At 68.9% G+C, this 23,230-nt stretch carries 23 protein-coding genes; 6 read left to right on the top strand and 17 right to left on the bottom strand.

The window, feature by feature from the left end; genetic code table 11:
- Together A5712_RS28335 and A5712_RS28340 are read right to left on the bottom strand one after the other, a co-directional pair.
- Positions 1-1,034, bottom strand: a 1,034-nt coding sequence (locus tag A5712_RS28335) for a biotin carboxylase N-terminal domain-containing protein (protein WP_156766816.1), incomplete at its 3' end; no start/stop codon positions are given.
- Entirely contained in the window at positions 1,031-2,566 is a 1,536-nt protein-coding gene (locus A5712_RS28340; protein ID WP_197519521.1) for a class I adenylate-forming enzyme family protein, read from the bottom strand. The genes A5712_RS28335 and A5712_RS28340, both read right to left, overlap by 4 nt.
- A gap of 40 nt (positions 2,567-2,606) precedes the next feature.
- Between A5712_RS28340 and A5712_RS28345 the strand changes: the two genes are divergently transcribed.
- Complete coding sequence (locus A5712_RS28345; protein WP_197519522.1) at positions 2,607-3,455, top strand: thioesterase family protein; 849 nt, start codon at positions 2,607-2,609, stop codon at positions 3,453-3,455.
- On the opposite strand, the gene A5712_RS28350 is transcribed toward A5712_RS28345, so the two are convergent.
- From A5712_RS28350 to dapB, 3 genes are read right to left on the bottom strand one after another with little or no spacing between them, the layout of a single operon-like run.
- Positions 3,440-3,895: a flavodoxin family protein gene (locus A5712_RS28350; RefSeq protein ID WP_068113365.1), complete on the bottom strand. Its 456-nt coding sequence runs from the start codon at positions 3,893-3,895 to the stop codon at positions 3,440-3,442. The genes A5712_RS28345 and A5712_RS28350 overlap by 16 nt on opposite strands.
- Positions 3,892-4,350, bottom strand: coding sequence for a hypothetical protein (locus tag A5712_RS28355; protein ID WP_068113368.1), 459 nt, complete (start codon positions 4,348-4,350; stop codon positions 3,892-3,894). The genes A5712_RS28350 and A5712_RS28355 overlap by 4 nt, the downstream gene beginning before the upstream one ends.
- Positions 4,347-5,084, bottom strand: coding sequence for a 4-hydroxy-tetrahydrodipicolinate reductase (gene dapB, locus A5712_RS28360; RefSeq protein ID WP_068113411.1), 738 nt, complete (start codon positions 5,082-5,084; stop codon positions 4,347-4,349). Before dapB ends, A5712_RS28355 begins: the two co-directional genes overlap by 4 nt.
- Positions 5,085-5,212: 128 nt before the next feature.
- Between dapB and A5712_RS28365 the strand changes: the two genes are divergently transcribed.
- Both A5712_RS28365 and A5712_RS28370 read left to right on the top strand, forming a co-directional pair.
- Positions 5,213-5,557 carry a DUF732 domain-containing protein gene (locus A5712_RS28365; protein WP_068113371.1) on the top strand — a complete coding sequence of 115 codons (345 nt, stop codon included), beginning with the start codon at positions 5,213-5,215 and terminating at the stop codon, positions 5,555-5,557.
- A gap of 118 nt (positions 5,558-5,675) precedes the next feature.
- Positions 5,676-7,043, top strand: coding sequence for an HNH endonuclease signature motif containing protein (locus tag A5712_RS28370; RefSeq protein ID WP_068113374.1), 1,368 nt, complete (start codon positions 5,676-5,678; stop codon positions 7,041-7,043).
- A 9-nt stretch (positions 7,044-7,052) separates the two neighbouring features.
- On the opposite strand, the gene A5712_RS28375 is transcribed toward A5712_RS28370, so the two are convergent.
- Together A5712_RS28375 and A5712_RS28380 are read right to left on the bottom strand one after the other, a co-directional pair.
- Complete coding sequence (locus tag A5712_RS28375) at positions 7,053-8,132, bottom strand: dihydrodipicolinate reductase (protein WP_068113376.1); 1,080 nt, start codon at positions 8,130-8,132, stop codon at positions 7,053-7,055.
- Positions 8,133-8,138: 6 nt separating this feature from the next.
- Complete coding sequence (locus A5712_RS28380; RefSeq protein ID WP_068113379.1) at positions 8,139-9,128, bottom strand: Rieske 2Fe-2S domain-containing protein; 990 nt, start codon at positions 9,126-9,128, stop codon at positions 8,139-8,141.
- A gap of 121 nt (positions 9,129-9,249) precedes the next feature.
- Between A5712_RS28380 and A5712_RS28385 the strand changes: the two genes are divergently transcribed.
- Both A5712_RS28385 and A5712_RS28390 read left to right on the top strand, forming a co-directional pair.
- Positions 9,250-9,828, top strand: coding sequence for a TetR family transcriptional regulator (locus A5712_RS28385; RefSeq protein ID WP_068113413.1), 579 nt, complete (start codon positions 9,250-9,252; stop codon positions 9,826-9,828).
- Positions 9,829-9,857: 29 nt separating this feature from the next.
- Positions 9,858-10,370: a GNAT family N-acetyltransferase gene (locus A5712_RS28390; protein WP_068113383.1), complete on the top strand. Its 513-nt coding sequence runs from the start codon at positions 9,858-9,860 to the stop codon at positions 10,368-10,370.
- Here the strand turns inward: A5712_RS28390 and A5712_RS28395 are convergent.
- From A5712_RS28395 to A5712_RS28415, 5 genes are read right to left on the bottom strand one after another with little or no spacing between them, the layout of a single operon-like run.
- Positions 10,357-11,433 (bottom strand): PDR/VanB family oxidoreductase, encoded by a 1,077-nt coding sequence (locus tag A5712_RS28395; protein WP_068113387.1) that lies wholly within the window; start codon positions 11,431-11,433, stop codon positions 10,357-10,359. The genes A5712_RS28390 and A5712_RS28395 overlap by 14 nt on opposite strands.
- Positions 11,434-11,443: 10 nt before the next feature.
- Positions 11,444-13,204, bottom strand: a complete 1,761-nt coding sequence (locus A5712_RS28400; protein ID WP_068113390.1) for an SDR family oxidoreductase — start codon at positions 13,202-13,204, stop codon at positions 11,444-11,446.
- 3 nt (positions 13,205-13,207) lie between these two features.
- Entirely contained in the window at positions 13,208-14,116 is a 909-nt protein-coding gene (locus tag A5712_RS28405; RefSeq protein WP_068113392.1) for a metal-dependent hydrolase, read from the bottom strand.
- A 53-nt stretch (positions 14,117-14,169) separates the two neighbouring features.
- A complete protein-coding gene (locus A5712_RS28410; RefSeq protein ID WP_068113394.1) occupies positions 14,170-15,630 on the bottom strand; it encodes an NAD(P)/FAD-dependent oxidoreductase in 1,461 nt (486 codons plus the stop codon).
- A gap of 15 nt (positions 15,631-15,645) precedes the next feature.
- Positions 15,646-16,161 carry an Lrp/AsnC family transcriptional regulator gene (locus A5712_RS28415; protein ID WP_068113396.1) on the bottom strand — a complete coding sequence of 172 codons (516 nt, stop codon included), beginning with the start codon at positions 16,159-16,161 and terminating at the stop codon, positions 15,646-15,648.
- A gap of 67 nt (positions 16,162-16,228) precedes the next feature.
- On the opposite strand from A5712_RS28415, the gene ald reads away from it, so the two are divergent.
- Entirely contained in the window at positions 16,229-17,395 is a 1,167-nt protein-coding gene (gene ald / locus A5712_RS28420; RefSeq protein ID WP_068113398.1) for an alanine dehydrogenase, read from the top strand.
- Here the strand turns inward: ald and A5712_RS28425 are convergent.
- The 5 genes from A5712_RS28425 to A5712_RS28445 all read right to left on the bottom strand — a co-directional run.
- Complete coding sequence (locus A5712_RS28425; protein ID WP_068113401.1) at positions 17,336-18,358, bottom strand: nitronate monooxygenase; 1,023 nt, start codon at positions 18,356-18,358, stop codon at positions 17,336-17,338. The two genes, ald and A5712_RS28425, sit on opposite strands and share 60 nt — an antisense overlap.
- Positions 18,359-18,418: 60 nt before the next feature.
- Entirely contained in the window at positions 18,419-19,789 is a 1,371-nt protein-coding gene (locus tag A5712_RS28430) for a pitrilysin family protein (protein WP_068113405.1), read from the bottom strand.
- Positions 19,770-22,049: a polyribonucleotide nucleotidyltransferase gene (locus A5712_RS28435; protein ID WP_197519524.1), complete on the bottom strand. Its 2,280-nt coding sequence runs from the start codon at positions 22,047-22,049 to the stop codon at positions 19,770-19,772. The genes A5712_RS28430 and A5712_RS28435 overlap by 20 nt, the downstream gene beginning before the upstream one ends.
- Positions 22,050-22,371: 322 nt before the next feature.
- Complete coding sequence (gene rpsO / locus A5712_RS28440) at positions 22,372-22,641, bottom strand: 30S ribosomal protein S15 (RefSeq protein WP_066928262.1); 270 nt, start codon at positions 22,639-22,641, stop codon at positions 22,372-22,374.
- 306 nt (positions 22,642-22,947) lie between these two features.
- A partial coding sequence (locus A5712_RS28445) for a riboflavin kinase (protein WP_304528684.1) occupies positions 22,948-23,230 on the bottom strand: 283 nt, incomplete at its 5' end.

Here is a 23,230-nt window from a genome sequence, read left to right on the forward strand (position 1 = left end):
CCGCGGCGGGCGGCCGGCTCGCCGATCACTTCGCTTCCGTCCGAGGCGATCCCGGCGGGGAGCCCGAGTTCGTAGTACGACGCGCGGCGGGCGATGGCCAGCTGTACGGCCACCAGGTCCACCCCGGTGGTTTCCTCGGTGACGGGGTGCTCCACCTGGATCCGCGGGTTGACCTCGAGGAAGACGAACCGGTCCCCGGTGACCAGGAATTCGACGGTGGCCACACCGTGCAGACCCACCCTGGCGCACAGCCGGACCGCGGCCTGATGCATCGAATGGCGTAGTGCGTCCGAAAGCCCTTGGGCGGGTGCGATTTCGACCAGCTTCTGGTAGCGCCGCTGGACGCTGCAATCGCGGTCACCGAGGGCCAGCGCGCGCGTCTGGTGCCCGGCGGGCGCGCCCACGACCTGCACCTCGATGTGCCGCGCGGCGTCGAGCACGGCCTCGGCGAACAGCGCGCGATCCCCGAAGCCGAGTTGCGCCTCCGCCGCGCACTGTTGGTAAGCGTGCTCGATCTCCTCGGCGTGGCGCACCTTCCGCATTCCCCGGCCCCCGCCGCCGGCGAGGGCCTTGATCATGACGGCGCCACCCTGCTCGGCGAAGAACGCCTTGACGTCCTCGACACTGCTGGGTCCCTGGGTCGCCGGCAGCACCGGCACGCCCGCGACGGTCGCGGCTTGCCTGGCCGACGACTTGTCGCCGACCAGCTCGAGCACGTCGGCGCCCGGACCGACGAACGTGTATCCGGCGGCCGCGCAGGCGCGCGCGAATTCGGCACTCTCGGAAAGGAACCCGTAACCCGGGTGGATCAGCTCGGCGCCGGACTGCTTGGCCGCGGCGAGCAGTTCGGGCTGGTTCAGGTAGGCCGCCGGCCCGGCGCCCGGTAGGCCGATCGCTTCGTCGGCGGCGTGCACGTGGGGGCTCTCGGCGTCGTCTTCGGCGTAGACCGCCACCGTTCGGATGCCCAGTTCCGTTGCCGTGCGGATGATTCGGAGGGCGATCTCGCCGCGGTTGGCGATCAGCAGGGCGCTCATCGGAGCGGGTCGCCCCATTTCACCTCGCCGCGCAGCTTGCCCTTGAGCAGTTTGCCGCCGGCGTTGCGGGGCAGCGCTTCGGTTACCACGGTGACGTATTGCGGAATCTTGTAGTCGGCCAGCCGGCCGCGGCAGTGGTCGAGGACGGCGCGCACGTCGATCTCGTCCTCGCCGGCGAACAGGACGGCGCCGACCTTTTCGCCCATCACGTCGTCGGGCACCGCGAGCACGCAGGCGTCGGCGACATTCGGCGCAGACAACAGCGCCGCCTCGACCTCGACGCTGGAGACGTTCTCACCGCCCCGGTTGATGATGTCCTTGAGCCGATCGACGATGTGCACCCGCCCCGCATCGTCGACGCGAACCACGTCGCCGGTGTGCAGCCAGCCATCCGCGAACGTGGCCCGGTTGGCGTCCGGCCGATTCCAGTAGCCCGCCGTGACATTGGCGCCGCGCGTGACCAACTCGCCCACCCCCGGCTGGTCGCCGCCGAACGGGACCAGGCCGAGGTCCACCGACGGGACGGCGTACCCCACGGAGTCGGCGTGCTCGACGGCGTCGCGATCCGGCAGGACGGTCATCAGCGAGGCGGTCTCGGTCATGCCGTACCCGTTGAACACGGTGGCTTGCGGAAACGCCTCCTTCACCGCCCCCACCAACGAGGGCGCGATGGGCGCGCCCCCGTAACCGACCCAGCGGACCGAGGACACGTCGGCGCCCGCAAAGGCCTTGTGCCGCAGCATCAGGGCGTAGATCGCCGGGACCGTCACCATCACGGAGATGCGTTCGGCCGCCAGCGTCGCGATCAATTCGTCGAGGTTGAGCGCGGGCATGATCACCGACGCTCCCCCAAGCCGAGCGGCGGCCAAAAGCTGTGAATTGCAACCGGTTACATGGAACAGCGGCACCGAGATGAGGGTGCGCATTTCCTCGCCGAGGTCCCTCGGCTGCTCGAGGCAGCGGATCGCGTTCTCGGTGTTGGTCACGAACGCCTCGTGGGTGGTCGGCACGCCCTTCGGGTGGCCGGTGGTGCCCGAGGTGTAGAACAGGGCGGCAATATCCATGGGTCCCAGCCCGTGGGTGACGTAGGGGTCGCCGTCGGGCAATGGCGCGTCCGGCGCCAGGTCCATCCGCGCGCCCGAGTCGGACAGGACGAACTCGACCTCCGGCTGCGCCGAGCGCGTATTGACCGCGACGGCAATGCCACCGGCCATTACGGTGCCCCAGAACGCGACCACCCAGTTGATGCCGGCCGGGTAACGCACGGCGACGCGATCGCCCGGGCTCAGGCCGTCGGCCCGAAGTCCGCCGGCCACCCGCGCCGCGCGGTCCCACAGCTGCCGGTAGGTCAACCGGCTGACGCCCAATTCAGCGACGGCCTCACTGTTCGGGCGGTTGTCGACCTGTTCGGCGAGCATGTCCAGCAGGGTGGCGGGCAGGCGCTCGTAGCGCGGGACACCGTCGACGCCGCGAGACACGCCGGTCGTCGGGAATGGGTTGTGCGTACGGGGAATTTCGATCACTGGAGGCATGCCCGGTCCTTACTTATCCCCCTGTCCTATCGTGATAGCGGTGACCATCGAGGATTCCGCCATCATGCCCGAGGCGTTCTTCGCTGTCGATGGCGACTCCTATCTGCCCGGCCCACTGACGCGAGGACCCTGGGGCACGGCGCTGGGAGGTCAAAACGTCGGCGGCCTGCTGGCGTTCGGCATCGAGCGATCCGGGATCGACCCCGACCTTCAGCCCGCGCGCATCACGGTCGACCTGCTGCGCCCGGTGCTGCCCGAACCGGTGCGGATCGAGACCTCGGTGCAGCGCGAAGGCCGGCGCATCAAACTCGTCGACGCCGCGCTGGTCCAGAACGGGCGAACCGTCGCGCGGGCCAGCTCGCTGTTCCTGCGACGGGGCGACCACCCGGAGGGCGAGGTGTGGTCCGGCCCGGTCCAGATGCCGCCGCTTCCGGCCGACTCCGACGGCTTTCCGGTCGACATGCCGTTTCTCATCTGGGGGTACGGCGCGACGCTTTCCGGCAGCCCCGGCATCGCGGCGGGCGAGTGGGAGCAGGCTCATTCCCAGAAGTTCGCCTGGACGCGGCTGTTTCGCCCGATGGTGCAGGGCTACCCGCTCACGCCCTTCACCCGCTTGGCGTTCGTCGGCGACATCACGAGTTCGCTGACCCATTGGGGCACTGGGGGTTTGCGCTACATCAACGCCGACTACACCGTCACCGCGAGCCGCCTGCCGGACGGCGAATTCCTCGGGTTGGCGGCCCAGAGCCATTACGGCACTGCGGGTGTGGCCACGGGCACCGCGATTCTGTTCGACCGGCACGGACCGTTCGGCTCCAGCACGGCGCTGGCGCTGGCCCAACCCGCGGATGCCTTCATGCCGGCTTCGTTCGATCAACCCATCAACTGAGCGGCGACGGTCGCGCCGAGGTTCCAGCACGATTCCAGGTCGGCCTTGCTCGGTTTGCCCGAAACCACCACGGTCTCAGCCACTTTCGCCCAACCCAGGCCGGTGGTGATGGCCTCGATGCCCCGCTCGGCGCCCTCGGTGCCCTCGTTGCCGTGCAGATACACGCCGAATGGTCGCCCGCGCGTCGCGTCGAGGCACGGGTAGTAGCAGACGTCGAACGCGTGCTTGAGCGCACCGCTCATGTAACCCAGATTGGCGGGAGTGCCGAGCAGGTAGCCGTCGGCCTCGAGCACGTCGGCGGGTGCGAGGGTGAGCGCGGGCCGTCGCACGACCTCGACGCCTTCGATGTCGGGATCGGTGGCGCCGGACAACACGGCCTCGAACATCTCCTGGGTGTGCGGCGAGGGCGTGTGGTGCACGATCAGCAGCGTCTTGCTCATGGCTGGGCCTGGAGTTGGACCGCGGTCTTCATGGCCTCCCGCGCGCGCCGGCGGTCCCCGGCGTAGTCGTAGGCCCGCGCCAGCCGGTACCAGCGCCGCCAGTCGTCGGGTTCGGCCTCGACCTCGGTGCGCACGGTGGCGAACAGCGCGTCGGCCGCGTCCCGCTCGATGCGGCCCGACGGCCGCCGCGGCAGCTCGCTGGTGTCGAGTTCCATTCCGTCAGCGGCGATCAGGCGGGCGAGCCGCTGGTGGGCGAACCCGGCCCGCAGCGTGGCGATCATCGCCCACAGGCCGATGGCGGGCATGATCAGCAGCGCCGCGCCGAGGCCGATGGCGGCGGGCCGTCCCGACCCGATCATCGTGACGGCCAGGCGGCCCAGCAGCACGAAGTACACCAGCATCGCCACACACAGGAACGCGATGAGCAGCTGGATGTACAGCGTGCGTCCGATCATGTGAGGTTCAGCAGGGGCTCGAGGCCCACGGTGAGGCCGGGGCGCTCCGTGATCCGCCGCACGGCCAGCAGCACGCCCGGCACGAACGACGTGCGGTCCAGGCTGTCGTGGCGGATGGTCAGCGTCTCGCCCTCGGTGCCGAACAGGATCTCCTGATGGGCGACGAGCCCGGCCAGCCGCACGGAGTGCACCGGTATTCCATCGACGTCCGCGCCGCGGGCGCCCGGCAGGCCGCTGCTGGTGGCATCGGGGTTGGGCGGCAAGCCCTTTCGGGACTCGGCGATCAGTTTCGCGGTGCGGGCGGCGGTGCCCGACGGGGCGTCGGCCTTGTGCGGGTGGTGCAGCTCGATCACCTCTGCCGAGTCGAAGAACGGCGCCGCCTGCTTGGCGAAATGCATGGACAGGACGGCCCCGATAGCGAAGTTGGGCGCGATCAGCACACTCGTGTCGGGCTTGTCGGCCAGCCACGACTGCACTTGGTCGAGGCGCTCCTGGTTGAAGCCCGTCGTCCCGACCACGGCGTGAATTCCGTTGCCGATCAGGAACTCTAGATTGCCCATCACCACGTCTGGGTGGGTGAAGTCGATGACCACCTCGGTGTCGCCGTCGGTCAGCAGGCTCAGCGGATCACCGGCGTCCACCTCCGCCGACAGGACCAGATCCTCGGCGGCCTGCACCGCCGCCACCATCGTCGACCCGACTTTGCCCTTCGCCCCCAGCACGCCTACCCGCATGGCCTTCACCCTAGACCGGCACGTTGCGGCTTCTCGAGGATCCTCGTCCGACCGCTGGCGTATTTGCCGAATTTGCTTCAAGATATTGAGCGTTCCAATTTGGGCAAACCTAAAAAAGGAGAGGAACCATGGCGGCACAGAGGCGCTCTGGCCGGTTTATGAGCTTGGCGGCAATAACTGGCCCACTTGTGGCCGCCGGGGTCGTCTGGGCCGGTCCGGCTCAGGCCGACCCGATCTCCTATCTCAACGACCTGCACAACGCCGGGATCCAGGACTTCGCCGGCGGTGACCCGGCGCTGTTGCAAACGGGTCAGCGGCTGTGCCAGCAACTTTCGTACGGAGTTCCGCCCGCGCAGCTGCAGGCCATGGCCCTGCAGAAGTCCGATACCGACCTGGGCCCCAACGGGCTGAACCCGGCGCAGGCGGATCTCCTCGTGTACTGGGCCCAACGCGATCTGTGTCCGAGCGCCTGACATTTCCATCGGAAACCCTCGGAAACCCTCGGAAATGGCTTTATCCACAGTTCGGAATTGATCCACAGGAACGCGTTTATCGATAGGCGGCGTCGGCGGCGCTGGATAGCATTCGAACATGAGTTCGATGGCGTTTCCGGCCGAGGTGTCCGCCGCGCTGGACGAGTTGCACGCGGCCACGGCGAAGGTCGCCGGGCTGAATTTCGGCACCCTCAGCCCGGTCGTCCGCCTTCGCGCGCTGGAGCAGATGGAAGCGTCCCGCCGCCGCCAGGTTGCGGTGAGCCACGACGTGATCGCCGGCCTGGCCGATGAGGACTCCGCCGACATCGGCGGACCGGTCCACAAGGTGGTCGCCGACTGGCTTCGGATCAGCTACGCCGAGGCGTGCCGTCGGCTGCGTGACGTCAAACAGCTTTCGCCACGCCGGACCCTGACCGGCCAGGAGCTGGCCCCCGAGCTGCCCGCGACCGCCGAGGCATGGCGAGAGGGAATGCTCGACGGTCAGCACCTGCGGGTGATCCAGACCTTCTTCCGCGACCTGCCCGAGGCCATACCTGTCGACACGGTGGAGAAAACTGAGCGATTCCTGGCCCGCCAGGCGCTGACACTGCGGCCCGACCAGTTGCAGAAGGTGGCGAATCAGTGCGCGCTGCTGGTCAACCCCGACGGGAAGTTCTCCGACGCCGACCGGGCCCGCCAGCGCGGCTTCACCTGGTGCGGGCAGCGCACCGACGGGATGAGCATCGGGAAGCTGGTGGCTTCGCCGGAGTTGCGCGCCAACATCGATGCGTGGCTGGCGCGGTTCGCGGCACCCGGGATGTGCAACCCGGACGATGAAACCCCTTGCGTCGAAGGCGAGCCCACCGAGGAGTTCGCGAGCAGGGACACCCGCAGCCACGCCCAGCGCCAGCACGACGCGCTCAACGCGCTGGTGCGTAGCCGGCTGGGCGACCCCAAACTCGGCGTGCACAACGGGTTGCCGGTGACCGTCATCGTGTCGACCACGCTGCGGGAACTGACCGCCGGCACGGGCCGAGCCGTGACGGGCGGCGGGACACTGCTGCCCATGCGCGACGTGATCCGGATGGCCAGCCACGCCTACCACTATCTTGCGGTTTTCGACGAACACTCGAATCGGCCGTTGTATCTGGGCCGGTCAAGGCGAATCGCGTCACCGGACCAGCGCATCGTCCTCTACTCGAAGGAGCGCGGCTGCACGCGCCCCGGCTGCGACGTGCCGGGCTACTGGTCCGAGGTCCACCACGTCGACGACTGGGCCACCGGCGGCATGACCGACGTGGACAAGCTCACGTTCGCTTGCAAGCCCGATCACAAGCTGATCGAAAAAGGCTGGCGGACAAGAAAACTCCCGGATGGCCGCACCGAGTGGATCCCGCCGCCGCACTTGGACCGCGGCGCGCGCACCAACGACTATCACCACCCGGAACGCCTCTTCGACGACGAAGACGACGACGAGGCCCCTTGACCCGCCCGCCTACGTCTTGAACCGCCCCGCGAACCCGCGCAGCGGCAGGTCGGCGCTGGTGATAAGTCCCGGGCGCGCCGCGACCACCGACTTGATCGCCCGGAGGGCCGGCATGCCCGTGACGGTCATGCCGATGGAGGCGAAGTTGTCCGGATTGGACAGGTCCACGCCGGGCTTGGGGAAAATCATGTGCTTGTTGTAGACGCACGGGTCGCCCTTGATCTGAGTGATGTAGCAGCCCTTGATGTTCCAGCTCGGGTCGGTGTGCGGGGTCATCTGCCACTCCAGGTGCGTCTCGACACGGGGCACCCCGTCCACCATGCCCTGGTACTTGATGTAGTTGCCGCCCAGCGAGCCCTTGGGCAGCGTGTACCAGCCCAGGTCCACGTCCTTGGTGCAGGCGCCGAGCTCATAGCTGAACTTCACCTCGTCGAGCGGCAGGTCGAAGCAGTCGGCCATCATCAGCACGCTGTCGGCGAAGACGCGGGTGTACTTCTCCAGCTTCGACGGGATCGACGGATCGTCCACCGGCTGGCCGTAGCCCACCTCGAGCCAGGTGTCCTTGGAGTGGTGGCACGACACGTCGACCGACTCGATGGTGGTGACGTTCTCGATGTCGGCCACGTCGGCCGAGCACACCACGCCGAGGATCTGGTTCAGGCCCGGGTTCATGCCGGTGCCGTAGAACGTCGCGCCGCCCTTCTCACAGGCTTCGGCCAGCAGCTGGGTCACCGGTTTGCCCGACGGGTGCGGGTGGTTCGTGTCGCGGTGCCAGCCGGTGATCCAGTCGGCCGTGGTGACGATATTGATGCCCGCCTCAAGCACTTTGACGTAGAGGTCCTCGTCGGGGAAGACGCCGTGAAACGTCAGCACGTCCGGCTTGGCCGCGATGATCTCCTCGACGGTGCCGGTGGCCGTCACGCCGTTGGGCGCGATGCCCGCGAGCTCGCCGGCGTCGCGCCCGATCTTCTCGGGCGAATAGCAGTGCAGGCCAACGAGTTCCAGGTCCGGCTGCGTGGCGATCCGCTTGATCATCTCGGATCCGACGTTTCCGGTGGCCACCTGGAAGACGCGGATTGGTGCATTCATTTTGGCTTAGCCTTCCTGGGATGTCACGTAGAACTGCTTGGCCCACTTGCGGATCGCGGTGAAGCCCTCGTACTCGTCGGGGGCCAGCGCGGGCGGGTCGGAGTAGCGCTGGTGCTGCCAGATCTCGATGTCCTGCTCGAACTGCCGGATCACCTCACGGCCGAATTCGGCCGCCCTCGACTCGGCCCGCGCCGGATCCTTGCCACGGGCCCGCCCGATGTAGACCATGAACCGGACGTCGGAGGTGGATTCGTCGACGGGGGTGACCGCGGAGATGGTGCGGTTGTCGACCATCCCCCAGCTCTTGGTCACCGCGACGCCCAACCCGCCGTTGATCGCCTCGACACCGCTGTTGACGTCCTCGATCTTCTGCCCGTCGTCGCCCTCGAACGTGATGGTGAAGTCGACGAAGGACACCGCGTCGGCGAAGTCGTGGCGGGTGAACACCGGCACGATCGGCGTGTTGTGCACGAACTTGAAATGCGCGAAGTCCACACCGTTTTCGAGCACGTACTGCGGATGCAGCTCCAGAGCCTGGCGATACAGCCGCTGCTGCGGGTAGTAGTCGTCGGCGCTGCGGCCGTCGTCGAACGAGGCGAACACGTCGGGCGCGTCGAAGAAGGGTTCGCGGCGCTCGACGTCGTGCCAGATGTAAACGGACTGGTTGCGCTCCACCACGGGATAGGTGCGAATTCGCCTGCCGCGGTTGGGCCGATCCTGATACGGGATGCAGACGTTGCGCCCCTCGGCGCTCCACTGCCAGCCATGGAACGGACACTGCAGCACCTCGCCGACGACCTTGCCGCCGTAGCCGAGGTGCGCACCGAGGTGCTCGCAGTATGCGCTCATCACGGTGAGGGCGCCGGATTCGGCGCGCCAGGCGACCATCTCCTGGTCGAAGTACTTCATCTTGTGCACGGTGCCGACGCCGATCTCGTCGGACCAGGCGACCTGGAACCATCCGGTCGGCTTCATCGACAGCGGCGGCTTGGCCATGCGGGCATCCCTCCTCGCCGAATCAGAGTACCCTCTATGAAAATGTTAGGCTAGCCGGGTGACCGAAACCAAGGTCGCCGGGCGGCGGCCCAACCGGCGCGGCAACGCGACGCGCGAGAGCATGCTCGAGGCCGCGCTGAAGTCGCTGGCCTCGGGCGAGCCGGGGTCGGTATCGGCCAACCGCATCGCCAAGGACATCGGCGCCACCTGGGGCGCGGTGCAATACCAGTTTGGCGACACCGACGGCTTTTGGGCCGCCGTGCTGCACCGCACCGCCGAGCGGCGCGCCGCCACGTTCTCTGAGCTGTCGGAGCCGGAACACCCCGACGCCCCGCTGCGCGAGCGCGTCGGCGCCATCATCGACACGCTCTACCGCGGCCTGGCGTCGGCGGATTCCCGCGCCATCGAAAACCTGCGCGCCGCGCTCCCCCGCGACCCCCGCGAGCTCGAACGGCTCTACCCGCGCACGGCGGCCGAGCTGTTCTCCTGGGGCAAGAGCTGGCTCGAAACGTGCCAGAACGCCTTCGCCGGCCTGGACGTCGACCCGGACCGGGTGCGTGAGGTGGCCGCGCTCATCCCCGGCGCGATGCGCGGGCTGGTCTCGGAGCGCCAGCTCGGCTCGTACGCCGACCTGGACATGGCCCGGCGCGGTCTGACCAACGCCCTGGCCGCCTATCTGGAGCGACGACCCCAGCCTTGACCCCCAGCCTTGACCCTTAGCCTTGACGTGTGGAGGCCCTCGACATCCGGATCCGCGAAGCCACGCCGGACGATTTCGCCGACGTCGCGGAGATGCACTATCCGGTTTGGCGGCGGTCCTGGGACGGAATACTCACGCCGCCGCTGCTCGACATCCTGGGTCCGCCGAAGCGCTGGGTCGCCGAGATCTATCCGCACACGCTGAACCGCGACGGCTGGCGGATGTGGGTCGCCGAGTCCGGTGGCCGGACACTGGGCGTCGCCATCTTCGGGCCGGACCCCGACGAACGGGGCGCTGTCCAAATCGACGCGCTGTATATCGCCGACGAAAGCCAGCGGCACGGCATCGGCCGCCGCCTGCTCGACGAGATCCTGAGCGCGCACCCGTCCGGCGACGTGATCCTGTGGGCCGCGGTGCGGAATGACAAGGCGCGCCGCTTCTACGAGAAGAACAACTTTCGCGTCGACGGCCGCACCCTCGACTGGGAGCCGCTGCCCGGCATCAAGGTGGCCCACGTGGGCTACCGGCTTACGCGTCGATGACCAGCCGATCGCCGCTGGCCCGCGACACGCAGACCACCATTTCGTCGTCGCCGACGGCCACGCGGCCGCGGTGATCGACCTGCCCGCCAAGCACTTTGACCTTGCACGTCCCGCAGAAGCCCTGCTGGCACGAGTACGGCGTGGTCGGATCCAGATCACGCATGACGTCAAGCGCCGAACGATTTGCCGGCACGCTGAGCACTCGCCCCGAGCGCGCCAGCTCCAGCTCGAACGGCACCCCGTCGACCACCGGCGGCGGGCTGAACCGCTCGTAATGCAAAGGTGCGTAGTCGAATTCGTTTCGCGCCGCGCGCACCGCCTCCAGCATAGGAGTCGGCCCGCAGACGTACACCGCCGTCGTCGGGCCGGCGCCGGCCAGCAGGTCGTCGACACCCGCGAAGCGGCCGTGCTCGTCGTCGGCCCAGACCGTCAGCCGGTCCCCGGCCAGCGCGCAGACCTCATCCAGGAACGGCATGTACTCGCGGCTTCTTCCGGCATAGATTGCGCGCCAATCGATTCCGCGCGCTGACGCCGCCTGCATCATGGGCAGGATGGGCGTCACCCCGATGCCGCCGATGACGAACAGCACGTCGCGTTCGGCGGTGCCGAGGTAGAAGGCGTTGCGTGGGCCCTCGAACACCAACGTGTCCCCCACCGCGAAGGCGTCGTGCATCTCGATGGAACCGCCTGCGCCGTCGGCGATCCGGCGCACGGCGATGCGGTAGTCGGTGCGCCGCCCGGGCGGGCCGCACAGCGAGTACTGCCGTCGCCGGCCCGAGGGCAACTGCACGTCGATGTGCCCGCCCGGTGTCCACGACGGGAGCAACCCGCCGTCCGGGTCGGCCAGCGTCAGCGCGACGACGTCGGGGGCGGCGAGTTCGCGCTTGGTGATCACCGCGCGCAGGGCCCGCGGCACCGGCTTCACCCGCGACGGCTGCCACCGCGAGACCGCGGCGAATCCGCCGAACCACAGGCGCACGCCCCACAGCATCGTGCCGAGCCGGTCGCGGTCACGCCGACCGTACAGGTCGACAGGCCTGCTTCCCCAAATGCTCTCGGGCACGGCGGAATCCCTAACTCTGCCGGATGTCGTAGCGGGCGAACAGCCGCAGCGCCGACGGGCTGATGCGGCGCAGCGCGTAGCCGATCCGGGATTCGGCGGCGATCGGCAGCACGGCGGGGCCGGTCTCGACGGCCCGGACGATCGCCTTGGCCACGGCCTCCGGCGGGTAGTTGCGGCGCCGGTACGCCGCGTCGGCCTTCGCCCGGGCGCGCTCCTGTTGTTCGGCGGTCATGCCGGCGTAGACGGTGCTCTTGGCGATGTTGGTGTTGACGAATCCCGGGCAGACGGCCGTGACGGAGATGCCCTCGTCGGCGAGGTCGGCCCGCAGCGATTCGCTGAACGCCAGCACCGCCGCCTTGGTGGTGCCGTAGGCGACCATGGATTTCGACGGGACGAACGCCGCCGCCGACGCGACGTTGATGATCGTGCCGCCCTCGCCGCGCTCGACCATCTGGGCGGCGAACGCCCTGCTGCCGGAGATGACGCCGCGGACGTTGACGCCCAGGATGTCGTCCCAGTTCGCCGAGCTGGTCTCCAGGAACCGGCCCGCCATCCCGATGCCGGCGTTGTTCACCAGGATGTCGACCACACCGTGCTCGTTAAACACTTGCGCGGCAAGGTCGTTCATCGCGGACTCGTCGCTTACGTCGACCTGGTACACCGCCGCCTCGGCGCACGCCGCGCGCACGGCGTCCGCGCTGTCGTTGGCGGCGGCCAGGTCGCGGTCGACGATCAGCACCTTGCGGGCGCCGCGCCGGGCCAGCTCCACCGCGGTGGCCCGGCCGATGCCCGCGCCCGCCCCGGTGACCAGCGCCAGCTTGCCGCCGACCTCGCGCGGTCCGCCGCGCACCACCGAACCGGCGGCGGCGCCGCTGACGGTGTGGTCGACCCACTCGGCGGTCAGCCGGGCGATCACCTCGGGGCGCGACGTCACCACCCAGTGGCCGCCCTCGATCGGAATCACCCGCGCCTCTTCGGGAATCGCGCCGGTGAACCGTTGCACCGCGGGCGTCACGAAGATGTCCTTGCGCGGCACCAGGGTCTGGACGGCGACGGTGGTCTTGGGCAGCTTGGGGCCGGGCCGCAGCATCGGCCCGGGCATGTTGGCGCGGTACAGGCCCAGCCCGTTGACGTAGTCGGCGATGGACCGCGGCGGCCGCTCGCGCCGGCTGCGCGTGCTCGTCCGGCCGATGCGCTCAAGGGCCTCATGGACTTTCACGCCCAGCCGCGAGCGGAACGCCAGCTCCGGCACGCCGGGACACAGGAAGAACGCGATGTAGATCGATCCCAGCAGCTGCCTGGCGACCTGGCCGACGGCCCGCGGGGTTCGCGCCGAGCGCAGGAACCTGCCCGCGTAGCGCAGGTGCGGGCCCGAAATCGACGTGAACGACGCGACTTTGGCCATCACCGAGTCGTCGGTGATGCCCGCCCAGGCCTGGATCGAACCCCAGTCGTGGGCCAGCAGGTGCACCGGCCCGACACCCAGGCTGTCGATCACCGCGCCGATGTCGGACACCAGCTGGGGAAAGGCGTAGCCGGATCGCTTTGCGGGACGCGATGATTCGCCGGCGCCGCGCACGTCGTAGGCCACCACGTTGTAACGGCCGGCGTAGCGCTCATCGAGCTCGTGCGCCACGCCGTCCCAGAGGTGGTGGTTGTCGGGCCAGCCGTGTATCGCGAGGATGGTCGGGCGCGCCGCGTCGATCTCGGTGTAGCGGTGCACCGCCAAGGTGACGCCGTCGGAGGCGGTGACGCTCGAGGTCTCGGCCATAGGTCAGTGCGACGCCCGCGCAGCGGGCGAGAGCGCCAGGTAGTCGACGGCCGCCTCCAGCCCGCCCAGCTGGGACGGGTGGAAACCCGGCCGGTAGTAGTCGGCGACCACCCGCACGAAGCGCAGCGGCCCGGGCACCAAACCCCGGCGCGCCGCGCGGATGTACTCCCACCAGTGCGGCTTGGTTCCCGGCGGCAGGTGCGGGTCCACCGAGTACAGGAAGCGGACCCCGCGGACCCAGAACAACAGCATGGCCGGCGTCACGACCAGTTGGGCGCGCACCCGTCGCAGATAGCCGGCGCGCAGGTGCTTCATGGTGTCGAAGGCGACGGCTTTGTGCTCGACTTCCTCGGCGCCGTGCCAGCGGAGCATGTCCAGCATCACCGGGTCGGTGCCGATGGCGTCGTGGGCGGGCGCGCCGAGCACCCACTCGCCCAGGATGGCGGTGTAGTGCTCGACCGCCGACACGATCGAAACCTGCTCCAGCAGCCAGCTGTGCCGGCGTCGCCGGTCCCATCCCGGCTTGGGGCCGAGCAGCTTCTCGAACAGCCACCTGATCTGGTCGGTGTACGGGGTGAGGTCGACGCCCTGCGCGGCGAAGTGGGCGAGCACCTTCGCGTGCGCCTGCGAGTGCATGGCCTCCTGGCCGATGAAGCCCTGCACGTCAAGGCGCAGCTGGTCGTCCTTGATCAGGGGCAACGCCTGCTTGAACACGTCGACGAAGAACTCCTCGCCGGCGGGCAGCAGCAGGTGCAGGACGTTGAGGACGTGGGTCGCGAACGGCTCACCGGGCACGTAGTGGAACGGCAGCTTGGCCCAGTCGAACTCCACATCGCGCGCCTCGAGGACCAGGCGTTCGTGGTCGAGCGACGCGTCATGCGGACCCGCGGCCTGGTCGTCGACGGTGAACATCGCAGGCAAGTATAGTGACGCGGCCCAGCTATGCGAAACCGCCGGTACCGGGTTTATCCTGCCGCGACGCGGCGGCGCAGGTCGTACTGGGCGGGATCGGCGTTTGCCAGCATGGCGCGGTGCTTGGCGGGCGTGAACGGCCAAACCTCCGGCACCCCGTCCTTGTTCAGGTACCAGCTGTTGCAGCCGGTGGTCCACACGGTGTCGGGCATCGCTGCGCGCAGCTGCGCGTTGTAGCGCTCGGTCGCCGCGGCCGTCGGCTCGATGGTGTCGAATTCGCCTCGGCGCCAACGCTCGATCCAGCCCAGGATGTGATCGGCCTGGTGTTCGGCGACGGCGGTCAGCGAGTGATTACCCACCGGGCTGTGCGGGCCGAGCATCATGAAGAAGTTGGGGAAACCGGGCATCGCGACCGTTTGGTAGGCCCGCGGCCCGTCGCGCCAGACGTCGTCGGCGGCGATGCCGTCCCGCCCGGTCAGGCACATCGGCCGGAAGAACGCGTGCGTGTCGAACCCGGTGCACAGCACGATGATGTCTACCTCGTGGAGCTCGCCGTCCTCGGTCACGATGCCCCGCCGCTCCACGTGGTCGATGCCGGCGGTGACCAGCTCGACGTCGTCGCGCTGCATCGCGCGGTAGAACCCGCCCGACACCACCAGCCGCTTGCACATCGGCTGGTAATCGGGCGTGAGCGCCGCGCGCAACTCGGGATCGCGCACCTGGCGCAGGCTGACCCGGCACAGCGCCCCCATCGCCTTTCGCCGCAGTCCCGGCTTGGTCAGCGCGACGGCGAAGGTGTCGAAGATGAGGCTGTAGGCCCGGTACGCGAACCGGTCGAGCCAGGGCGCGGCCCGGTGGGTGAGGCTGGCGAACCTGGAGTATTGCGGGTTGGGCATCGGGACGATCCACTGCGCGGTGCGCTGGAACAGCAACACCCGGCCCGCCACGCCGGCCAGCCCGCAGACCAGTTGCACGCCGGTGGATCCGTTGCCGATCACCGCGATTCGCCGCCCGGACAGCTCCACCGAATGGTCCCAGCGCGCCGAGTGAAAGGCGTGGCCGCCGAAGTTGTCCAGCCCGGCGATCGACGGCATCCGGGGATGGTGCAACACGCCGGTCGCCGAGATCAGGAAGTCGACACTCGATTCCTCGCCGGCGTCCGTGCGGAGCACCCAGCGGTCGTTTTCGAACCGGGCACCGGCGATTTCGGTGCCGAACCGGATCCGTTCCCGCAACCCGAACTGGTCGGCCACGCCCCGGAAGTAGGACTGGATCTCGCCGCCGGGCGAGAACATGTGCGACCAGTCGGGTTTGGTGGCGAACGTGTACTGGTACACCCGCGACGGCACGTCACAGGTCAGGCCGGGATAGGTGTTTTCCCGCCAGGTGCCACCCACCTCGTCGGCCTTCTCGTAGATGGTGACGTCGCGAATGCCGCTGCGCAGCAACGCGATTGCGATGCACAGGCCGGACATGCCGGCCCCCACGATCGCTACCGCGGGATCGCGCTTCATCCGCCGATCATAAGGCTAAATCGGTGCCGCACCACGAAGATGTTCGAAAATCAGCGACGTCTGGGTGCCCGCGACGTCGGCGTCGGCGTTGAGGTTTTCGACGACGAACGAGCGGAGGTCCTCGGTGTCGCGGGCGGCGACATGCAGGATGAAATCGTCTGCGCCGGCAAGGAAATAGACGTCCATGACCTGCCGCCGGGTGCGGATCTGCTGGATGAAGCTGCGGATCTTGCCGCGCGCGTTGGACTGCAGGGTGACCGAGATCATCGCCTGCAGCGGCAGCCCGACGGCGACCGGATCCACGTCGGCGTAGAAGCCGCGAATGACGCCGAGGTCCACCAGCCGCCGAACCCGGCCGTGGCATGTCGACGGCGCGATTCCGACCGCCTCGGCGAGCGCGTTGTTGGTGATGCGCGCATCGGCGTGCAGCAAGGTCAGGATTTTGCGGTCGACCGCATCGAGGGGCGCGGGTCGAACATCCTTCGGCGGGTCGGCGGCCCTGCCCTTCTGTTCGGGAGATGGATCGGGCACGACACGAGTCTACAGAATTATCATCAGCATGTTTGCTGCGCTCTCGAACTTTCTTCACACTTGACGCATGCGCGTCGGGATCCCCACCGAGACCAAGACCAACGAATTCAGGGTGGCCGTCACCCCGGCCGGTGTCGCGGAATTGACCCGCCGCGGCCACGAGGTCCTCGTCCAGTCCGGCGCCGGGGAAGGCTCGGCGATCCCCGACGCGGAGTTCAAGGCCGCGGGCGCCGACCTGGCCGGCGCCGCCGAACAGGTGTGGGCCGACGCCGACCTGGTGCTCAAGGTCAAGGAGCCGATACCGGCCGAATACGGGCTGCTGCGCCGCGGCCAGGTGCTGTTCACCTACCTGCATCTGGCGGCCTCGCGCGCCTGCACCGACGCCTTGTTGACCGCCGGCACGACCTCGATCGCGTACGAGACGGTCCAGACCGCCGACGGCGCGCTGCCCTTGCTGGCCCCGATGAGCGAGGTCGCCGGACGGCTCTCCGCTCAGGTCGGCGCCTACCACCTGATGCGCACCAAGGGCGGGCGCGGCGTGCTGATGGGCGGGGTGCCGGGCGTCAAGCCGGCCGACGTCGTGGTGATCGGGGCGGGCACGGCCGGCTACAACGCCGCCCGGGTCGCGGGCGGCATGGGCGCGACCGTCATGGTGTTCGACGTCAACATCGCCAAGCTCCGGCTGCTCGACGCGGAGTTCGCGGGCCGCGTCGGCACCCGATACTCGTCGGCCTACGAGCTCGAGGGTGCCGTCAAGCGGGCCGACCTGGTGATCGGCGCCGTCCTGGTGCCCGGCGCCAAGGCCCCCACGTTAATATCGAATTCCCTTGTCGCGCAGATGAAGCCGGGGGCGGTGCTGGTGGACATCTCCATCGACCAGGGCGGCTGCTTCGAGGATTCCCGGCCCACCACGCACGACGATCCGACGTTCGCCGTGCACGACACCCTGTTCTACTGCGTGGCGAACATGCCCAGCGCGGTGCCCAAGACGTCGACCGTCGCGCTGACCAACGCGACGATGCCGTACGTGCTCAGGCTGGCCGAGGCCGGCTGGCGGGCAGCGTGCCGGTCGGATCCCGCTCTGGCCAAGGGCCTTTCGACGCACGACGGGACGCTGCTTTCCGAGCGGGTGGCCACCGACCTCGGCTTGCCCCACACCGACCCGGCGAGCCTGCTAGACGTCGAGGCCGGCGACGATGTCGGCCACCGGCCCCGGTCGGGCATCACCGAATGACGTTCCGGCCCAAAGGGTCATCCCGTCCGGGTCCTCCCGTTCGGTGGCGGCTTCCCGGATCGGCAAGGTCATCTGGTTGACCTCGGGGTAACCGAGCGGGGCGACCGTGTCGAGGCGCCGGATGAAATCGTTTTCCAGGCTGCGCGCGTACCGACCCGAGAACGCGCGCGAGACGATGGTCTTGCCAAAAAGCTGGTTCTTCATGGCGGTGCGATGGGCCTGGCTGGTGCCGGCCTCGTTGGACAGCAGCAGCGCGGTGCCGACCTGCGCGGCCACCGCTCCGCGGCGCAGCACGCCGGCGACGTCTTCGGCGGTGCCCAGCCCGCCCGCCGCGATGATCGGGATGTCGCGGTGCGCCCGGTGGATCCGATCGATCAGCTCGTGCAGCGACTCGGTGCCCGGTTCCATGTCCGGCGCGAAGGTGCCGCGGTGCCCGCCCGCGTCGGGCCCCTGGACCACCAGGCTGTCCGCGCCCGCGGCGACGGCGATCCCGGCCTCGTACGGCGACGTCACCGTGACCATCACCAACAGTCCCTGCGCGCTGAGCCGCCGGATCACGTCCGGCGGCGGGACGCCGAAGGTGAACGAAACCAGCTCGGGGTGGACGTCGGATACCACCTCGAGCTTGCGCTCCCAGTCGTCGTCGTCACCGAACTCGGGCCGGCCGACCTCGCACTGGTAGTGGTCGGCGATGTTTTCGAGTTCCTCGGCGTAGTAGTCCAGCGCGATCCAGTCGGCAACGCTGGGCTGGGGCACCAACAGGTTCACGCCGAGCGGGCCCGTCGTCAGGGCGCGTGCGGCGGCGATGTCCTCGGCCAGCCGCTCGGCGCTGATGTACGCGGCCGGGAGGAAGCCGAGCCCGCCCGCGTTGGAGACCGCCGCGGCCAGCGCCGGGGTGCCGGGACCGCCGGCCATCGGCGCACCCACGATGGGCACCGCGATATCCCAAAAGCCGAGGACCATGCGGCTAGTTCGCTGACGGCGAGCGCCGGTACGGCGCGAGTGAGGAGGCGGACATGCGGCTTAAGATACCATCGCCCGAAGTTGTTGGGGCAGCGATCGTTTCGACGCATACGGGCCCAGAACGGCGGCGCCGTAGCGCTTGCCCAGCAGCCGGCGGGCCACGGCGTTGACCTCCTCGACGGTCACCGCGTCGATCTGCTGCAGGGTGTGTTCGATGCTGCGGTGTTTGCCGTAGTTCAGCTCGCTGCGTCCGATGCGGCTCATCCGGGAGCCGGAGTCCTCCAGCCCCAGGACCAGCCCGCCGCGCAGGGACCCCTTGGCGATGCGGCATTCCGCCTCGGTGATGCCGTCGCGCGCGACCGCGTCGAGGACGTCGCAGGTGACCCGCATGACGTCGGTGAAACGCTCGGGCAGGCACGCGGCGTACACGGACAGCGAGCCGCTGTCGGCGAAGATGTCCACCGCCGAGTAGACGGAATAGGCCAGGCCGCGCAGCTCGCGGACCTCCTGGAACAGCCGGGAGCTCAGGCCGCCGCCCAGCGCGGTGTGCAGCACCGACAGCGCCCAGCGATGCTCCCAGCTGCGGCCGGGGGTGCGGACGCCCAGCGTCACGTGGGTCTGCTCGGCATCCCGGTTGACCAGCGCCAGCCCGGGCGCTCCGGTGACCCGCCCGGCGCCCTTGCGGGGAGCGACCGGCTGCCGCCCGCGGATCAGGTGCGGCCCGAAGTGCTCGCGCACCAGCGCGACCACCTGGTCGTGATCGACGTTGCCGGCGACCGCGACGACCATCCGTTCGGGGGTGTAGCGCCGCACGTGAAACGAGTGCAGTTGGCCCCGCGTCATCGCCGAAACAGAACGCGCGGTGCCGATCACGGGCCGGCCCACGGGGTGGTCACCGAAGAGCGCCGACAGGAAGATGTCGCCCAGCGCGTCCTCGGGGTCGTCGTCGCGCATGGCGATCTCCTCGAGGACGACGTCGCGTTCCAGCTCCACGTCCGCCGCGGCGCAGCGGCCGTTGAGCACCACGTCGGCGACCAGGTCGATCGCCAGCTCCAGGTCGCTGTCGAGCACGTGCGCGTAGTAGCAGGTGTGCTCCCTGGCGGTGAACGCGTTCAGCTCGCCCCCGACGGCGTCCATCGCCTGGGCGATGTCGACGGCCGTGCGGGTGGGGGTCGACTTGAACAGCAGATGCTCGAGGAAGTGCGCCGCCCCGGCCACGGTGGTGCCCTCGTCGCGCGATCCGACGCCGACCCACACCCCGACCGAGGCCGAGCGCACCGCGGGCAGGTGCTCGGTGACCACGCGCAGGCCGCCCGGCAGTGTGGTGCGGCGGACGGCCTTGTGGTCGGCGTTCACCTCGGCGATCTGCGTGCCGCGACGCAGGGACGCCGCCGGGTCAGCTGCTGGCCTTTTAAACGGAGCTGGTGGCATCGGCCGGTGCGGGCGTGACGGACGGCGTCTCCGCGGATTCCTCTTCGTCCACCAGGACCAGCGAGATCTTGCCCCGCTTGTCGATGTCGGCGATCTCCACCCGCAACTTGTCGCCGACGTTCACGACGTCTTCGACCTTCGCGATGCGCTTGCCCCTGCCGAGCTTGGAGATGTGCACCAGGCCGTCGCGGCCGGGCAGCAACGACACGAACGCGCCGAAATCCGTTGTCTTGACCACGGTTCCGAGGAAGCGCTCGCCCACGGTCGGCAGCTGCGGGTTGGCGATGGCATTGATCCGGTCGATCGCGGCCTGCGCCGAGGGCCCGTCGGTGGCGCCGACGAACACCGTGCCGTCGTCCTCGATGGAGATCTGCGCGCCGGTCTCCTCGGTGATGGCGTTGATGACCTTGCCCTTGGGGCCGATGACCTCGCCGATCTTGTCGACCGGGACCTTGATGGTGGTCACCCGCGGCGCGTAGGGGCTCATCTCGTCGGGCGCGTCGATGGCCTCGGCCATCACCTCGAGGATGGTCAGGCGCGCGTCCTTGGCCTGCGCCAGCGCGCCCGCCAGCACCTGCGACGGGATGCCGTCGAGCTTGGTGTCCAGCTGCAGCGCGGTGACGAAGTCCTTGGTGCCGGCGCACTTGAAGTCCATGTCGCCGAACGCGTCCTCGGCGCCGAGGATGTCGGTAAGCGTGACGAAGCGACGCTCGGTCGATTTTGAACCGTCTCCCGCCTCAATTTCTATTTCGTCGGAGACCAGGCCCATCGCGATGCCGGCCACCGGCGCCTTGAGCGGCACACCGGCGTTGAGCAGCGCCAGAGTGGACGCGCAGACGGAGCCCATCGAGGTCGAGCCGTTGGAGCCCAGTGCCTCGGACACCTGGCGGATGGCGTACGGGAATTCCTCGACGCTGGGCAGCACCGGGATAAGGGCCCGCTCGGCGAGCGCGCCGTGGCCGATCTCGCGCCGCTTGGGCGAACCGACCCGGCCGGTCTCGCCGGTGGAGAACGGCGGGAAGTTGTAGTGGTGCATGTAGCGCTTGGACGTTTCCGGTCCCAGCGAGTCGATCTGCTGGGCCATCTTGACCATGTCGAGCGTGGTGACCCCGAGGATCTGGGTCTCGCCGCGCTCGAACAGCGCGCTGCCGTGCGCCCGCGGAACGACGGCGACCTCGGCCGACAGCGCGCGGATGTCGGTGATGCCGCGGCCGTCGATGCGGAAGTGGTCGGTCAGGATGCGCTGGCGGACCAGCTTCTTGGTCAGCGAGCGGAACGCGGCGCTGACCTCTTTTTCGCGGCCCTCGTAGGTTTCGGCCAGCCGCTGCAGCACCTCGGCCTTCAGCTCGTCGGTGCGTGCGTCGCGCTCGGCCTTGCCGCCGATGGTCAGCGCCTTGGCCAGCTCGTCGGTCGCGATTGAGGCGACCGAGTAATAGACGTCCTCCTGGTAGTCCGGGAACGTCGGGTACTCACCGACGGGCTTGGCGGCCGCGTCGGCCAACTCCTGCTGCGCGGTGCACAGCACGTTGATGAACGGCTTGGCGGCCTCCAGGCCTTGCGCCACAACGGTTTCCGTCGGCGCCTGGGCGCCGCCCTCGACCAGTTCGATGACCTTGTCGGTGGCCTCCGCCTCCACCATCATGATGGCGACGTCTTTGGCGTCACCGTCGCCGACTATCCGGCCGGCGACGACCATGTCGAACACGGCGCGCTCGAGCTGCTCGACGGTCGGGAAGGCGACCCAGGTGCCGTCGATCAGCGCCACCCGCACGCCGCCGATGGGGCCGGTGAACGGCAGGCCGCTTATCTGGGTCGAGGCCGACGCGGCGTTGATCGCCAGCACGTCGTACAGGTCGTTGGGGTCCAGGCTCAGGATCGTCACCACGACCTGGATCTCGTTGCGCAGCCCGTTGACGAACGACGGGCGCAGCGGGCGGTCGATGAGCCGGCAGGTCAGGATCGCGTCGGTGGACGGGCGGCCCTCACGACGGAAGAACGAGCCGGGGATGCGGCCCGCGGCGTACATCCGCTCCTCGACGTCGACGGTGAGCGGGAAGAAGTCGAAGTGCTCCTTGGGGCTCTTGCTGGCGGTGGTCGCCGAGAGCAGCATGTTCTCGTCGTCCAGGTAAGCGACCACGGCGCCGGCGGCCTGCTGGGCCAGCCGACCGGTCTCGAAACGTACGGTGCGGGTGCCGAAGCTCCCGTTGTCGATGGTGGCGGTCGCCTCGTACACGCCTTCTTCAATTTCAGCTACAGACATGGGTGTCCGTATGGCCTCTCTGGGTATTGAGCTGTTTCGCGTCGTCACGCGCGAGTAACCCGAGAGCTTCCCTAGAAGGAAGAAGTCTGAATGCGGCTACGGCCATCGATCGAAGCGGCCGACCTGCCCCAGATCCGGAGAGCCCGGCAGCCACTACCGAAGACCGCCCGATGCAGACTGGGCTGCTCCCTTGTGACTTGCTGGAACGGCCTGCGCGGATCTGCGCAAACCGCACCGTTTGCTCGGGCCGAACCGGCCCAGAACGCTCCTACTCTACACGGGCGAACTTGGCCGGCCAGTCCCGCTGGCGATTTGCCAGGCGTCAGCGACGCAGGCCCAGGCGCTCGACGAGCGAGCGGTAGCGCTCCACGTCGATCTGGGACACGTACTTCAGCAGCCGGCGCCGCCGGCCCACCAGCAGCAGCAGTCCGCGCCGCGAGTGGTGGTCGTGCTTGTGCACCTTGAGGTGCTCGGTCAAATCGGCGATCCGCCTAGTCAGCAGCGCGACCTGGGCCTCCGGGGACCCGGTGTCGGTCTCGTGCAGGCCGTAGGAGGTCAGGATCTCCTTTTTTTGCTCGGCTGTAAGCGCCACGAAAATATCTCCATCAATTGGTCCGCGATCAGTGGAATTCACGGCGCGGCCACCGCGAACCGCAGCACGCGCCGATGTCGTCAGGCAGTTTAGCAGCGGCGCATCCCCGGGGCACAAACGACGAACCTCCGACGCCGCATTCTCACTTTTGCCTCATTGGTCCCTGGCCGGGAAAGCACTGCGTGTGCCCGCCTTCCAGCGACAACGGCCCGAGACGGCACCGACGACGCGCCGTTGTCGCTTTGAGGTGGGCACACAGGGCGCCGCCGCGCGCAGCGACTGATGTGGCAAATGTGACTACAGAGATCAACCCGCCGACAGCAGGTTGCGGGCCCGCTCGGTGTCGTCCCCCATCGCGGCGACGAGGCCCTTCACCGTCTCGAACTTGCGCTGGCCGCGGATGCGCGCGACGAAGTCCAGGGCCACGTGCTGTCCGTAGAGGTCGGCCGCGGTGTCCAGGACGAACGCCTCGACGGTGCGGGTGCGCCCGGAGAAGGTGGGATTGGTGCCGATGGACACCGCGGCCTGGTAGCGCTCCCCCGGCACGACGGTGCCCGTCACCGGCCCGTGTCCGAGCACGGTGAACCAG

Origin of the sequence: Mycobacterium sp. E2327, assembly GCF_001672675.1 — a bacterium.
GTDB lineage: Bacteria > Actinomycetota > Actinomycetes > Mycobacteriales > Mycobacteriaceae > Mycobacterium.

Excerpts from the sequence above, each read along its gene's own strand:
- A5712_RS28430 (WP_068113405.1), bottom strand. The coding sequence starts at position 19,789 with ATGCCACCAGCTCCGTTTAAAAGGCCAGCAGCTGACCCGGCGGCGTCC.
- A5712_RS28400 (WP_068113390.1), bottom strand. The coding sequence starts at position 13,204 with ATGGCCGAGACCTCGAGCGTCACCGCCTCCGACGGCGTCACCTTGGCG.
- A5712_RS28355 (WP_068113368.1), bottom strand. The coding sequence starts at position 4,350 with ATGATCGGACGCACGCTGTACATCCAGCTGCTCATCGCGTTCCTGTGT.
- A5712_RS28375 (WP_068113376.1), bottom strand. The coding sequence starts at position 8,132 with ATGAATGCACCAATCCGCGTCTTCCAGGTGGCCACCGGAAACGTCGGA.
- A5712_RS28380 (WP_068113379.1), bottom strand. The coding sequence starts at position 9,128 with ATGGCCAAGCCGCCGCTGTCGATGAAGCCGACCGGATGGTTCCAGGTC.
- ald (WP_068113398.1), top strand. The coding sequence starts at position 16,229 with ATGCGCGTCGGGATCCCCACCGAGACCAAGACCAACGAATTCAGGGTG.
- A5712_RS28435 (WP_197519524.1), bottom strand. The coding sequence starts at position 22,049 with ATGTCTGTAGCTGAAATTGAAGAAGGCGTGTACGAGGCGACCGCCACC.
- A5712_RS28365 (WP_068113371.1), top strand. The coding sequence starts at position 5,213 with ATGGCGGCACAGAGGCGCTCTGGCCGGTTTATGAGCTTGGCGGCAATA.
- A5712_RS28340 (WP_197519521.1), bottom strand. The coding sequence starts at position 2,566 with ATGCCTCCAGTGATCGAAATTCCCCGTACGCACAACCCATTCCCGACG.
- A5712_RS28370 (WP_068113374.1), top strand. The coding sequence starts at position 5,676 with ATGAGTTCGATGGCGTTTCCGGCCGAGGTGTCCGCCGCGCTGGACGAG.
- dapB (WP_068113411.1), bottom strand. The coding sequence starts at position 5,084 with ATGCGGGTAGGCGTGCTGGGGGCGAAGGGCAAAGTCGGGTCGACGATG.
- A5712_RS28425 (WP_068113401.1), bottom strand. The coding sequence starts at position 18,358 with ATGGTCCTCGGCTTTTGGGATATCGCGGTGCCCATCGTGGGTGCGCCG.
- A5712_RS28385 (WP_068113413.1), top strand. The coding sequence starts at position 9,250 with ATGCTCGAGGCCGCGCTGAAGTCGCTGGCCTCGGGCGAGCCGGGGTCG.
- A5712_RS28410 (WP_068113394.1), bottom strand. The coding sequence starts at position 15,630 with ATGAAGCGCGATCCCGCGGTAGCGATCGTGGGGGCCGGCATGTCCGGC.
- A5712_RS28350 (WP_068113365.1), bottom strand. The coding sequence starts at position 3,895 with ATGAGCAAGACGCTGCTGATCGTGCACCACACGCCCTCGCCGCACACC.
- A5712_RS28405 (WP_068113392.1), bottom strand. The coding sequence starts at position 14,116 with ATGTTCACCGTCGACGACCAGGCCGCGGGTCCGCATGACGCGTCGCTC.